Raw genomic sequence first — 14,093 nt, 5'->3', positions numbered from 1 at the left:
GACACCCGCTCTGCATCAGCGGTTCCAGCGAGGGCTTTCTGGCACAGCGGTTGCAATGTAAGCATTCAGGAACATCGCTGTACGTCCCCGTACATGACGATAAGCAAGCAAGGATCTGCAATGTCAGTGCCCTGATTCAAGACGTCCTTTAACCGTTTGAGTTCGCCGTGTGCGCACCCACCGCGTTGCCCTGCCTATTCACAATATGCAGGTCTTCATCAATCGAACAGTTACCCGTTGTTCGAGCGGAATCTTATTGCCCTTTAACTACCCGAGGGAGCGTTAATGAATGATGCGGTAATAATGAAAGCGGTTCCCTCTCCCTCGCCCGATGACACTTCGACGGCGTGGCAGGGTATTCCTTTCAGCGCCAATACGTCGCGTCCTGGCGGCCTTAACAAGCCGCAAGTAATGGTGTTGATTGCTGCGTCGGTCCTTATTCATGGTGTGATCTGGTGGTACATACAAACTGCCCAGCCAGACGTCCCGGAAGTTGCACCACAAGTTCCGGAAATGACCATTGAACTGACCAGCCCTACGCCACCCGCACCGGAACCGCCGCCGCCCGAGCCACCACCACCTCCGCCGCCGCCGCCTCCACCGCCTCCCCCCGAACCGGAACAACCGGTCGAGGATCCGGACGCGGTCGAACCGCCGCCCAAACCGGTGGAAAAGCCCAAGGTCGAGAAGCCCAAGCCGGTCAAGAAAGTCGAGCCGGTGAAAAAGCCGACGCCGCCTGCGCCAACGCCTGCCGCCGCACCCAGCCCGCCCGCGCCGCCAACACCTGCGCCCGCGCCGCCGGCACCTGCTGCGCCACCGGCTCCGGTCAAGGAAAGCGCTGCGGTATCCGGGCTCGCCAGTCTGGGCAACCCGCCGCCGGAATACCCGGGGCTGGCCTTGCGACGCAGTTGGGAAGGTCGCGTGATTCTGCGCATCAAGGTGCTGCCAAACGGCCGCGCTGGCGCTGTCGAGGTGACCAAATCCAGCGGCAAACCGGTACTGGACGAAGCGGCCGTGGAGGCTGTGCGCAACTGGAAGTTCATACCGGCCAAACGCGGTGACACGCCGATAGAAGGCTTCGCGACGCAGACCATCGACTTCAAGTTGCCGGAATGATCCGGCGCATGACAACCGACTATTCAATTATCAAAGCTGGTGAGGTTTAAACCATGAACGCATCGCTCTCTTCCATGATCGTCCCGGCCGTGCTCTGGGCACTGATTCTGTTTTCCGTATTGAGTTGGGCACTGTTGCTGATCAAGTCGGCGCAGTACGTGCGCCAGAAGTCCCAGAACAAACAGTTCACCAAGGCGTTCTGGAGCGCGCCGGACCTGCTGACCGCCGCCGAGCACTCTGCGCAATACCCCGGCGCGCTGGCGCGTATCGCCAATAGTGGCTTCGAAGCCATGGCGGTCGATGAGTCGCCGCGCACCACGCAACAACTGGCGCACACCATCAACCGCTCGGACCGTCTGGAGCGCAACCTGCGCCAGCAGATACAAAAAGAGCGTCGCGCACTGGAAAGTGGTCAGGCAATTCTCGCGAGTATCGGCAGCACCGCGCCCTTCATCGGCCTGTTCGGTACGGTCTGGGGGATCATGGAAGCACTGCAAAGCATCGGTGTGACCGGCTCGGCGAGCCTTGAAGCGGTCGCCGGGCCTATCGGTCACGCGCTGGTCGCCACCGGTGTGGGTATCGCCGTAGCCGTGCCAGCAGTGTTGATCTACAACTTCTTCCTGCGCCGCCTCAAGCTCGCCGTGGCCGACATGGATGACTTCGCCCACGACTTCGACGCCCTCGCCCAGCGCAGCGCCTTCGCGGTCACCCGTCAGCCCATCGCCAGCAAGAATGGCCATGCCGTTCGGGAGGCCAGCTAATGTCTTTCTCCACTCAGGACAGCGATGAAGTACTCAGCGAAATGAACGTCACGCCGCTGGTCGACGTGATGCTTGTGCTGCTGGTGGTGTTCATCGTCACCACGCCGCTGATGACCAACGCGATCAAGGTCAACTTGCCCAAGACCGACGCAGTCGCCCCCGCCGAGAAGAAAAACCCGGTGGTGGTCAGCGTCGATCAGGACGGCAAGTTCTACCTCGCCAAATCGGAAATCGCCCCGGAGCTGCTGGAAAAAAGCCTGCAGGACGAAAAGGCCAAGGACCCGGAAATCCGCGTTCAGTTGCAGGCCGATACCGCCGTGAATTATGGCCAGGTGGCCAAGGCCATGGCCTCCATCGAACGTTCCGGCATTACGAAGATATCCGTCATGACAGCGAAATGACGCTCGACTGACCGGGTGGCTTCGCCTCGCGAAGCCGTCTGACCCGACCCCCGTGAATGCGGTTGTCCGTGGGCTGAAAAGCCCTTGGAGGGGAGCGGCTTGCTGGAAAAAGAAGAAGTGGAACTCCCGCTCGGCACAACCGCGTCGGGAACAGAGGGCTCACAAGGCCATTTCAATAATGTCTGGATCAAGTCGGAACTAACCATGCTGATGAATCTTCCCGGTTGCACCCTCAAACCACTGGCCCTCGCGGTCCGGCGTCATCCACGTGCCCTGCTCTGTGCATTGGCCATGGGCATGAGCGGTGCCCAGGCGGCAGACGCCGTCGATGCGGATACCAGCGGCTCGGCCGTGTCCACCAGTGCAGCGGTTGTGCCTGCCACAACTCAACTGCAACGTGTAGAAGTCACCGGTTCGGCAATCCGCCGGGTCGATGCCGAAACCGCCGTGCCGATAACCATCCTGCGCGCCGACGACCTGAAGAAACAGGGCGTGACCACCACCCAGGAAATGGTCCAGCGCATTACCGGCAGCCAGTCGATCAACAACAGCGCAGGCTCGGTCGGCGCCGGAACAGGTGGTGCCTCGTTTGCCGATATGCGCGGCATCGGCGCCAACAAGACGCTGGTGCTGCTCAACGGCCGCCGTCTGGCCAATAACGCACTGTCGGGTGTGGGCACGCCCAACGGCAGCGCCATCGACCTGAACATGATCCCTTTTGCCGCCATCGACCGTGTGGAAGTGTTGCGTGACGGTGCCTCGGCGTTGTACGGCACTGACGCCATTGGCGGTGTGATCAACTTCATCACCAAAAAATCCCTGACCGACGGCAGCCTGACCCTGGGTGGAGAAACCCCGACCGCCAGCGGCGGCGGTGCCACCAAGGACATGAGCGCCAGTTGGGGCTTTGGCGATCTGGAGCAAGACCGCTTCAACGTCATGGGTGTATTCAACTACAACAAACAGCAAAACCTGGACGCCAACGACCGCTCGTTTGCCAGAGATTACGTGCCAGGACGCGGGCTCAATCAGACCTCCGGTACGGCCTATCCCGGCAATTACTTCCAGGGTGACAACTCTGCGAACCCGCTGGGCAGAAACTGCGGCGGCCCTAACCTGATCGCCAGCAACGGCATCTGCCGGTTCAGCACCCGTGAATACATCGACCTGATCCCGCAAACCGAAAAGACCTCGTTTTTTGGCAAGGCCACCGGCAAGCTGGCAGACGATCATAACGTCAGCCTCGAATACTTCTGGGCTCGTAACAACAACCATACCGATATCGGGCCTGCGCCCCTTACCGGCCTGTCTCTGGACTCATCGTCGCCTTTTTATCCCGGCAACGGCATCACTCCGGCACCGACCGACTTTACTCTCGACCCGACCCAACCGATCAGCACAGCCTGGCGAGAAACCGCAGCCGGGCCACGCGGGTCCAGCGACCAGAACACCAGCCAGCGTTTCCTGCTGAACTTCGACGGCCTGGTGGGCGGCTGGGACTACAACGTAGGTGCTTCTTACAACCAGAACAAAGTCCTGTCATCGCTCACCAACGGTTATGTCAGTGACGCTGCAATGCTCAACGGCCTGGCCAATGGCACCCTTAACCCGTTCGGCCCGCAAACCGCTGCCGGTCAGGCACTGATCGATGCCAACGAATATCACGGCCAGTACTCCAGTGCTGTGGGCCGGGTGGCCGGGCTCGATGCGCGCATCAGCCGGGAAATCGGTGACTGGTTCGGTGCAGGCCCTGCGGGTCTGGCGTTGGGCGGCGAATACCGCAAAGAGAAAATGCATCAGCAGTACGAAGCCTACGTCAACGACATCAGCAGCCTGGGCGCAGATGCCGCCGGTAGCGTCGAAGGCGACAGGAGCGTCAAGGCGGAATACGCCGAACTGAACGTGCCCGTGCTGGACAGCCTTGAACTGACCGCCGCCGTCCGTCACGACAAATACAGCGACTTCGGCAGCACCACCAACCCGAAATACTCGTTCCGCTACCAGCCGTTCAAGCAACTGGTGGTCCGTGGTGCCTACAGCGAAGGTTTCCGCGCGCCGTCGCTTTACGAGCTGTATGCCCCGCGCAGTACGACTTTCACCCAGGGCTATTACAACGACCCGGTTCTGTGTGCCGGTGGCGTCGTCCAGCCGGGTGGTAACGCCGGTCGTGATTGCCAGCAGCAGTTCCTCAACAATGGTGGAGGCAACACCGAGCTGGCCCCGGAAAAAGCCCGCAACATGACGCTGGGCTTCGTCTATCAGCCGGTCAACAACCTGTCGATGGGCCTGGATTTCTGGTGGATTCACATTTCCAACCAGATCCAGGCGTTCCCCGAGTCGACCGTGTTCGATGACCCCAACACCTACGCCGACCGCTACGTGCGCGCTGCCGACGGTTCGATCGCCAATATCGTCACCGGCAACGCCAACCTGGGCATCGTCAAGACCAGCGGTGTCGACGTAACCCTCGACTATCGCTTCCCGAACACGCCTTATGGTCAGTTCGGTCTGGGCATGACCGGCACCTATGTGACGCGTTATGACTTCCAGAACATCATCGACGGCCCGTACACCGACAAGGTCGGCGACTTCCAGGGCGACGGCGTGATTTCGCGTTGGAAACACGTGCTGACCGGTACCTGGGCACTGGGCGATACCCGCGCCTCCATCACCAACCGCTTCACCAGCGGCTACAACGACTACGACCGCACCACCAATGCGCGGGTCGCATCGTATGCGTTGTGGGACATGTCGGTGGGTCATACCTTCGACAAAGTGCTGGATATCGACGCCGGTGTGCGCAACATGTTCGACCGCAACCCGCCGTTCTCCAACCAGGCCTACAACTTCCAGTCCGGCTACGACCCTCGTTACGCCGACCCGCTGGGCCGCACCCTGTTCGCCCGCGCGACTTACCACTTCTGAGTGTGACGACGTGGCCCATAACGCTCCGTGGGCCACGTCAGATTGCGAGCTCGCCCCCTCCGGCCCAGGTTTCATCCACCTTCCCCGGCCGGGGGCTTTTTCGCGACTCATCGTCATTCAGTGCGTACGAGGAAAGCCCCACCATGTCGCGTCTTAACCGTTTTCTGCGGCGCCTGCTTCTGGGTGTTGCACTGTGCAGTGGCTGGCAGACTGTGCTGGCGACGCCGACCCACGCCTTGACCGTCTATGGCGAGGCACCGAAATACCCGGCCGGCTTCCAGCACTTCGATTACGTCAACCCGAACGCTCCCAAGGGTGGTTCGCTGACCCGGTCGGCGGAAGAAATCGGCCAGTTCAATTACCTCAATCCCTACGTCGATCAGGGCATCAATGTGCGCGAGGTCGACAGCTGGGTGTACTCGCCACTGGCCTATCGCTCGCTGGATGAGCCGTACACGGTGTATGGCCTGATCGCGGAAAAGATGGAGATGGACCCGGACGGTCTGTGGATTCGTTTTTTCCTCAACCCCAAGGCGCGCTTCGAGGACGGCAAGCCCGTCACCGCCGAAGACGTGCGCTACACCTTCGAGCTGATAACCACCAAGGCCAGCTTCAGTTATCGACCCATGTTCGCCGACGTCAAAGAGGTGACCATCGAAGGGCCGCTGCAGATTCGCTTCGACTTCAAGAACAACCTCAACCGCATGCTGGCGCTGGACATCGCCAGCCTGCACATCCTCCCCGAACACTGGTGGAAGACCCGCGACTTCGCCAACGGCGGCGGTTTCGAGCCGCCTTTGGGCAACGGGCCGTACCGGGTCGCCAAGGTTGACGCCGGGCGCAGCGTCACCTTCGAACGGGTCAAGGACTGGTGGGGCAAGGACCTGTCGGTCAGCCGTGGCCTGTACAACTTCGACACGCTCACCGTGAACTACTACGGCGACATCGAAATCGCCCGCCAACTGCTGCAGGCCGGGATGTTCGACTACAACCGCGAGTTCTCCTCTTCAGGCTTCGTGGTCGGCTACAGCGGCCCGGCGATTGACGACGGGCGCCTGCAAAAGCGCATCCTCGCACCGCAACGTCCGGTCGCCGCGCAGGGCTTTGTGTTCAATCTGGACAAACCCATGTTCAAGGACCGCCGCGTGCGCGAGGCGCTGTCGTTGCTGTGGGATTTCGACTGGATCAATCGTCGGGTCATGCGCAATTTCTACGTGCGCGAACAAAGCTATTTCCCGAAAAGCGACATGGCCGCCACCGAGCTGCCGACCCCGGCCGAGCTGAAAATTCTCGAGCCCTTGCGTGGCCAAGTGCCGGAAGAGGTGTTCAGCAAGGTCTATCAGCCACCGAAAACCGACGGCAGCGGCTACATCCGTGACAAGCAGTTGCAGGCCCTCAAGCTGCTGGCCGAAGCCGGTTGGCATCCGAAGGACAACAAGCTGGTCAACGCGGCGGGCGAGCCGATGGTGTTCAGCTTCATCGACGGTCAAGGCGGTTTCGACCGGCTGATTCTGCCGTTCAAGCGCACGCTGGCGCAGATCGGCATCACCCTGGATTTCCTGCGCATCGATTCGGCGCAGTACATCAACCGGCTCAATGCGCGGGACTACGACATGATCGTGGTCAACCTGCCGAAAAACGGTAATCCGATCATTTCCCCTGGCCGTGAGCTGTACAACCTGTACGGCTCGCAAAGCGCCACCGAAGTGGGCAGCTCCAACGCCATGGTGCTGCGCAATCCTGCGGTGGACACGCTGATCGACGGGCTGGTCAGCGCCAATACGCGCAATGACATGGTGCTCTACGCACGGTCGCTGGATCGGGTCCTGCAATGGGGTTACTACATGATTCCCAACTACTACTCCAAGGGCACGCCACTGGTGTTCGCCAACCGTTTCGGCATGCCTGATGTGGCACCGACCTATGACGTTGGTCTGGAAACCTGGTGGCAGATCAGCCCGACGCCGCTGACCAATGCTCAGGCCGCTGCGCTGACCGGCAAGCCTGCCGCCGCCAAGGAGTACTGAGATGCTGGCTTATGTGATTCGACGCCTGCTGCTGATCATTCCCACGCTGCTGGCCATTCTGATTGTGAATTTCCTGATCGTGCAGGCCGCTCCCGGCGGACCGGTCGAGCAGGCCATCGCGCGCATTCAGGGCTTCAGCCCCAACGGTGTGGGGGGCGGCGGGGGCGAAGTAGCCGCAAGCGGCACCGCCAGCCGCAGCACCCGTGGGCTGGACCCGGCGCTGATCGAGCAGATCAAGGAACATTACGGTTTCGACAAACCGATGCACGAACGACTGTGGCTGATGCTCAAGAATTACGCACAGCTGGACTTCGGCACCAGCTTCTTCCGTGGCGCGCCGGTCACCGAACTGATTGCACAAAAGCTCCCGGTGTCGCTGTCTCTCGGGCTCTGGGCGACGCTGATCACGTATCTGATTTCCATCCCGCTGGGCATTCGCAAGGCGGTGCGGCACGGCAGCGCGTTCGATGTCTGGAGCAGCACGCTGGTGATCATCGGTTACGCCACGCCCGCGTTTCTGTTCGCCATTCTGCTGATCGTGGTGTTTGCCGGGGGCAGTTACCTGAGCTGGTTTCCGGCGCAAGGGCTGTTCTCGGACAACTTCGACAGCCTGAGCACCTGGGGCAAGGTAAAGGACTATCTGTGGCACCTGGTGTTGCCAGTCAGCTCGCTGGTAATCGGCGGCTTCGCCACGCTGACCATCCTCACCAAGAACAGCTTTCTCAACGAGATCAGCCGCCAGTACGTGGTCACGGCGCGCGCCAAGGGCCTGACCGAGCATCGCGTGCTGTACGGCCACGTGTTTCGCAACGCCATGTTGCTGGTGATCGCCGGTATTCCGCAGGCCTTGATCGAGGTGTTCTTCGCCGGCTCGCTGCTGATCGAAACCATCTTCGGCCTCGATGGTTTGGGGCGCATGAGTTACGAAGCTGCCGTCTCGCGCGACTACCCCATCGTATTCGGCACGCTGTTTCTGTTCACGCTGTTCGGCCTGCTGATCAAACTGATCGGTGACCTGTGTTACACGCTGGTCGACCCACGCATCGACTTTTCCGCGAGGAGCGCCTGATGTTCGAGTTCTCTCCCCAGACCCGGCGTCGCTTCGACCTGTTCAAGGCCAACCGTCGCGGTTGGTGGTCGCTGTGGATCTTCATCGGCCTGATGCTGGTGTGCCTGTGCGGCGAACTGATCGCCAACGACAAGCCGCTGCTGGTCAGCTACGACGGGCAGATGTATTACCCGGTGTTGCACACCTACATGGAAACCGATTTCGGCGGCGAGCTGCCTTTCGAGCCGGACTATGCCAGCGATTATGTGCGCAAGCTGATCGCGGCAAAAAACGGCTGGATGCTGTTCGCGCCGATCCCGTTCAGCTACGACACCATCAACTACGACCTGGACGCGCCATCGCCCAGCCCGCCGGACCACATCAACTGGCTGGGCACGGATGAACAGGCCCGTGATGTGCTGGCGCGGGTGTTGTTCGGCGCGCGGATTTCCATTCTGTTCGCGTTACTGCTGACCGCGATCAGCACGGTGATCGGCGTGTGTGCCGGGGCGATTCAGGGGTACTACGGCGGCATGACCGACCTGATCGGCCAGCGCATTCAGGAGATCTGGTCGGGGCTGCCGGTGCTGTACCTGCTGATCATTCTGTCCGGCTTCGTGTCCCCCAGTTTCTGGTGGCTGCTGGGGATCATGGCGCTGTTCTCCTGGCTGTCGCTGGTTGACGTGGTGCGTGCCGAGTTCCTGCGCGGGCGCAATCTGGAATACGTCAAAGCCGCCCGCGCACTGGGCCTGACCGACGCTGCGCTGATGTGGCGGCACATCCTGCCCAACGCGATGACCAGCACCCTGACCTACCTGCCGTTCATCATCACCGGCGCCATCGCCACCCTCACTGCGCTGGATTTTCTCGGCTTCGGCATGCCGGCGGGCAGTGCGTCGCTGGGCGAGCTGATCGGCGAGGCCAAGCGCAATCTGCAAGCGCCCTGGTTGGGGCTGACCGCGTTCGTGGTGCTGGCCCTGATTCTTTCTCTGCTGGTGTTCATCGGCGAAGCCTGCCGCGACGCGTTCGATCCTCGGAGCTGACATGCAAGACAACCTGATTGAAATTCGCGACCTGCGGGTCGCTTTCAACGGCCGCGAAGTGGTGCATGGCGTCAGCCTCGACATCCGTCGTGGCGAGTGCCTGGCGCTGGTGGGCGAATCCGGCTCGGGCAAGTCGGTCACGGCGCATTCGATTCTGCGTCTGTTGCCGGCGAAAACCGTCAGCACCCAGGGCTCGATTCGTTACGACGGGCTGGATCTGGTCAGCGCCAGCGACAAGCAGTTGCGCAGTCTGCGCGGCAACCGCGTGGCGATGATTTTTCAGGAGCCCATGAGTTCGCTGAACCCGCTGCACACGGTCGAAAAACAGATCGGTGAAATCCTCGTGACCCACAAGGGCCTCAAGGGCAAGGCCGCGCTGAGCCGCACCCTGGAGCTGCTGGAACTGGTCGGCATTCGTGACCCGCTGTCACGTCTCAAGGCGTATCCGCATCAACTGTCGGGCGGGCAGCGGCAGCGCATCATGATTGCCATGGCGCTGGCCAACGAGCCGGATCTGCTGATCGCCGACGAGCCGACCACCGCGCTGGACGTGACCGTGCAGGTGAAGATCCTGGAATTGCTCAAGTCCCTGCAACAGCGGCTGAACATGTCGCTGCTGCTGATCAGCCACGACCTCAATCTGGTGCGGCGCATCGCCCAGCGGGTCTGCGTGATGCGTGAGGGCGAGATTGTCGAGCAGGCCGATTGCCAGACCCTGTTCGACAGTCCGCAGCACCCTTACAGCTGTCTGCTGATCAATGCCGAGCCGGATGGCGAACCGGTGCCGTCCACGCACAGCAACACGCTGCTGTCGGTGCAGGACCTGAAGGTCTGGTTCCCGCTGGGCAAGGCCTGGTTCAAACGTGAGCCGCAGTATGTGAAGGCGGTGGACGGGGTGAGTTTCGAGCTGCTCAAGGGCAAGACGCTGGGCATTGTCGGCGAGTCGGGTTCGGGTAAATCGACTTTGGGTCAGGCGATTTTGCGCCTGGTCGATTCAGAGGGCAGCATACGCTTCGGCACCAAGGAACTGAGCCTGCACAGTCAGCACCTGATGCGCCCGTTGCGCCGCCAGTTGCAGGTGGTGTTTCAGGACCCGTTCGGCAGCCTCAGCCCGCGCATGACCGTGGAACAGATCATTGCCGAGGGCCTGGTGACGCACAACATCGGTACGCCGAAAGAGCGGGAACAGACGGTGATCCGCGTGTTGCAGGAAGTCGGTCTGGACCCGGCCACCCGGCATCGTTACCCGCACGAGTTTTCCGGCGGTCAGCGTCAGCGTATTTCCATCGCACGGGCGTTGGTGCTTGAACCGGATCTGATCCTGCTCGACGAGCCGACCTCGGCGCTCGACCGGACCGTGCAAAAGCAAATCGTCGCCCTGCTGCGTGACCTGCAAATCCGTCGCGGTCTGACGTACCTGTTCATCAGCCATGACCTGGCGGTGGTTCACGCCCTGGCCCATGATCTGATCGTGATCAAGGACGGCAAGGTGGTCGAGCAGGGCCCGTCCCGCGAGATCTTCGCCGCACCGCAGCAGGCCTACACTCAGGAACTGCTGCGCTCGTCGGGGCTGGTGTTTGCCTGAGCCCGAAAGCTACGCGTGAAAGCTCTGGCCCAGCGCTTCCAGGCGAATGGCCAGCGGCGACAGGCTCTGGCTGCTGGTCGCCAACACACCGATATTGGCAGCGGTGTGCTCGGCGATGGTCTGTACCGAGCGCAGCTGATCGGCAATTTCCCGGCTGACGGCGGACTGTTGTTCGGTCGTCGTGGCAATCAGGCCGTTGAGCTGGGTGATATGGCCGATGCCTTCGCCGACCGCGCGCAAGGATTCCGAAGCGCGCTGGCTGTCCTCGACACAACGCCCGACGCCCTGCAGGCTGTCGTTCATGGCCGTAGCGGCCTGACGACTGCCTTTTTGCAGGTCTTCGATGATGGTCTGGATTTCCTTGGTCGACGACGCTGTGCGCTGCGCGAGGTTGCGCACCTCGTCCGCCACCACCGCAAAGCCTCGGCCCTGCTCACCGGCGCGTGCGGCTTCGATTGCAGCATTGAGGGCCAGCAGGTTGGTCTGCTCGGCAATGCTGCCGATTACGTCCAGCACTTTGCCGATCTGTTCTGACTGGTTGGCCAGGGCCTGTACGGTTTCATCGGTGGTCGTGATGCGTGCGGCAAGCTGGGTGATTTCGCTCTGCGCACGGTCGACACTGTCGCGCCCGTGGGCGACCTGATCGCTGGCGTCACCGGCCCGCTGCACGGCTTGCGCGACGTGGCTGGAGATATCGTTCATGGCTTCGCCCATGCGCTGCATGGCGCTGGTCATGCGGGCGATTTCACTGAGCTGATGCTGCGCACCGGTTTCCAGCGTACCACTGGCCTTGGCGAGGTCATGACCCAGTTCGCCCAGCCCGCGAGTGTCACGTACCACACCGTCGACCAGGCTGGTGATCTGCGCCAGAAACTGCTCGAAACGTTGTGCCAGCGAGACATGTTTGCCCGAGCGCTCGCTGGACTGGCTATCGGTAGAGAACTGGTTGGTGGTGGCCAGCATCCGGTCCAGCATGTCCTGATTCTCGACCGCCTCGGCCTGATTCTGCACGGCCAGGTAAACCAGAATCGCGCTTTCAACGACTACATACACCGCATGCACAAGCACCATGCTCCAGCCGAAGCCGTGGTGCATGACGTACACCGGGAAGCCGGAGTGCTGCAAGGCATGGAAAACGATGTGGTGGAGAGCGATGGTGACGGCAGCGACCAGAATCGGCAGCCAGTCGCGGTAGAAGGTCAGCACTGCCAGCAGGACGAAGATGCCGAAATGTATCTCGACCTGCCCGTGCGTCTGATTGATGTGCAGCGCGGTCATGACCATCAGGCCCACACCGAAACAGCAACGCATCAATCGGGTGCCGCCGATGGCCCGATACAGCCCGGTCAGCACCACCGCGGTGCCGCCACCGCCGATGACTGCCTGGGTGAAGGTGTCGAACCAGAACGCCAACCCGAGCGCGTAGATGAACAACAGCCAGATCAGACCCAGCATGATCCGGTCGGCCTTGCGGTAATGGTCAAGGAAACGGGGGGCTACGGGCATCGAACACATCCTTTTGAAATCCATGGCGACAGGGGCTCCTGCCGGTTTTCAAATCTGCACGAGCAAAAGCCCGGCCAAAGTGCCGTCCGGATAGTAGCCCTATGCCAGAATTTCAGAAATACATATTCTTTGCCCGGTATTCACGGCTGCGTATGCGGTGCTGCGCAGATCTGTGACTCGGAGCGTCACGCAAGGCATTCCCACGCTGGAGCGTGAGGAACGATAGGTGTCAGGGATATCGCAGAGCGGGTGGCGCGCGAGGTGTCCGGGCAAACACCATCGTGGCTCAGCGCGATACACACATCCTATGGGAGCGAGCTTGCTCGCGAAGAGGCCAGTCAGCCTTGATATCAGGTCGCTTTAACCACCGCCTTCGAAGCAATGCAGATCGCCGTCCCGGTCACTCCCACAATCCACATGGCCCTCGTGCCCATGCTCTGAAGTGGGTATGCCGTTACGGACGCTCCGCGTCCTCTTGGCTGAAGCTTCAGTGGCGCAACAGTTTGCGCAGCGGTACGCCGTCTTTCATGACCGGGGATTTGATGACGATGTAGCTGAAGTACTTGGAGATGCCGATGTTCTTGTCCAGCAGCTCTTCGATCACTTCCTGATAATGCTGAATGCTGCGGGTCATGAAGCGCACCAGGTAATCGTAGCCGCCGCTGATCAGGTGGCATTCCAGCACTTCGTCGACGTGACGGATGTTGGCTTCGAATTTGGCGAAGTCTTCGCGCTTGTGGTCGCTGAGGGAGATCTCCGTGAACACGGTGACCGATTCGGTGATCTTGGCCAGATTGAGGTGCGCCTTGTAGCTGGAAATGTAACCTGCCGACTCCAGACGTTTGACGCGTTGCAGGCAAGGGCTCGCGGAAAGTCCGACGGCATCGGCCAGGCTGACGTTGGTCATGCGCCCGTCTTTCTGGAGTTCTACCAAAATATTGATATCAATCCGATCCAGTTTGACCAAGCCTTCCATTACCTACCTCTTGTATTGCCATTCACGGTGCCTACCTTCTAGCAAAATCAGCGCCGTAAAGACAGCTGATGCTGAGCGACCAGATCGGCCATGCTGTTGATGCACAGGTCGGCGGTGCATGGCTGACGGTGTTGCTCACGGCTGCGGCGGATCAGGCACAGCCCGCCAGTGCTCAGCGCCGAGGCCGGAGGGCGTGACACTATCAGGGTGTCACGCGGCTCCAGATCCATGTCGGCAAGCCACGCCGTGTCGCCCAACGGGTGGGTGGTCAGTGACAGCAGGCTGTCGGGCTCGAGCCCCAGTCGTTCGCACAGCACACCGCGATCCTGCAGGTCGCGGTCGGCGTACACCAGCAATCGATAGAACTTGCGCAGGTAGAGCATCGCGCCGGGCGCATCCTCGAACAGCGTCCAGTTCGGCACCGAGCGGGCGAAGGTCATGCCCTCTTCCCAACTCGCCTTGATCCCCAGTCGTTCGGCCAGCTGTCGATGCGCAAAGCACAGCAGCCCGCTGAAACCCAGTTCGTCGAAGCGCGGGTACAAGGTGCGGACCACGTCATTGAACTCGGTCAGCACCTGATCTTTCTCCGGTGTATTCAGGCCGTTTTCCAGCAACGGCTGCAACGCCGCCCAGACACCTGAATCACGGTCCACCAGCACTTCATCACAATCGATCAGCAGTGCGCGGTAATCAATAAGCCCCATG

Annotated in this window: 11 protein-coding genes; 8 read left to right on the top strand and 3 right to left on the bottom strand. The window is 61.1% G+C overall.

Annotation, left to right across the window (positions count from 1 at the left end; all coding sequences use genetic code 11):
• The first annotated feature begins 303 nt into the window (after positions 1-303).
• From BLR16_RS26770 to BLR16_RS26735, 8 genes are all read left to right on the top strand, one after another.
• Positions 304-1,116 (top strand): energy transducer TonB, encoded by an 813-nt coding sequence (locus tag BLR16_RS26770; RefSeq protein WP_161437959.1) that lies wholly within the window; start codon positions 304-306, stop codon positions 1,114-1,116.
• A gap of 74 nt (positions 1,117-1,190) precedes the next feature.
• Positions 1,191-1,877, top strand: coding sequence for a MotA/TolQ/ExbB proton channel family protein (locus tag BLR16_RS26765; RefSeq protein ID WP_003435083.1), 687 nt, complete (start codon positions 1,191-1,193; stop codon positions 1,875-1,877).
• Positions 1,877-2,278 (top strand): ExbD/TolR family protein, encoded by a 402-nt coding sequence (locus BLR16_RS26760; protein ID WP_002555939.1) that lies wholly within the window; start codon positions 1,877-1,879, stop codon positions 2,276-2,278. The genes BLR16_RS26765 and BLR16_RS26760 overlap by 1 nt, the downstream gene beginning before the upstream one ends.
• Before the next feature lie 99 nt (positions 2,279-2,377).
• Positions 2,378-5,203: a TonB-dependent receptor gene (locus BLR16_RS26755; RefSeq protein WP_024661789.1), complete on the top strand. Its 2,826-nt coding sequence runs from the start codon at positions 2,378-2,380 to the stop codon at positions 5,201-5,203.
• Positions 5,204-5,346: 143 nt separating this feature from the next.
• Entirely contained in the window at positions 5,347-7,230 is a 1,884-nt protein-coding gene (locus BLR16_RS26750) for an extracellular solute-binding protein (RefSeq protein ID WP_054082329.1), read from the top strand.
• A 1-nt stretch (position 7,231) separates the two neighbouring features.
• Positions 7,232-8,299, top strand: coding sequence for a microcin C ABC transporter permease YejB (locus BLR16_RS26745; RefSeq protein ID WP_003367615.1), 1,068 nt, complete (start codon positions 7,232-7,234; stop codon positions 8,297-8,299).
• Complete coding sequence (locus BLR16_RS26740; protein ID WP_003435077.1) at positions 8,299-9,321, top strand: ABC transporter permease; 1,023 nt, start codon at positions 8,299-8,301, stop codon at positions 9,319-9,321. Before BLR16_RS26745 ends, BLR16_RS26740 begins: the two co-directional genes overlap by 1 nt.
• A 1-nt stretch (position 9,322) precedes the next feature.
• Positions 9,323-10,906, top strand: coding sequence for an ABC transporter ATP-binding protein (locus BLR16_RS26735; protein ID WP_024661786.1), 1,584 nt, complete (start codon positions 9,323-9,325; stop codon positions 10,904-10,906).
• A 9-nt stretch (positions 10,907-10,915) separates the two neighbouring features.
• Here BLR16_RS26735 and BLR16_RS26730 read toward each other — a convergent pair whose 3' ends face one another.
• From BLR16_RS26730 to BLR16_RS26720, 3 genes are all read right to left on the bottom strand, one after another.
• On the bottom strand, positions 10,916-12,412 hold the full coding sequence (locus BLR16_RS26730; protein ID WP_161437960.1) for a methyl-accepting chemotaxis protein: 1,497 nt from the start codon (positions 12,410-12,412) through the stop codon (positions 10,916-10,918).
• A gap of 487 nt (positions 12,413-12,899) precedes the next feature.
• Positions 12,900-13,388 carry an Lrp/AsnC family transcriptional regulator gene (locus BLR16_RS26725; protein WP_002555947.1) on the bottom strand — a complete coding sequence of 163 codons (489 nt, stop codon included), beginning with the start codon at positions 13,386-13,388 and terminating at the stop codon, positions 12,900-12,902.
• Positions 13,389-13,435: 47 nt separating this feature from the next.
• Positions 13,436-14,092, bottom strand: a complete 657-nt coding sequence (locus BLR16_RS26720; RefSeq protein ID WP_003435070.1) for an HAD family hydrolase — start codon at positions 14,090-14,092, stop codon at positions 13,436-13,438.
• Between the last annotated feature and the right edge of the window lies 1 nt (position 14,093).

This window comes from Pseudomonas sp. BS3767 (assembly GCF_900099665.1).
Taxonomy (GTDB): Bacteria; Pseudomonadota; Gammaproteobacteria; order Pseudomonadales; family Pseudomonadaceae; genus Aquipseudomonas; species Aquipseudomonas cerasi.
The sequence above is the reverse complement of the archived record's forward strand: the minus strand, read 5'-3'. Positions and strand labels throughout refer to the sequence as shown.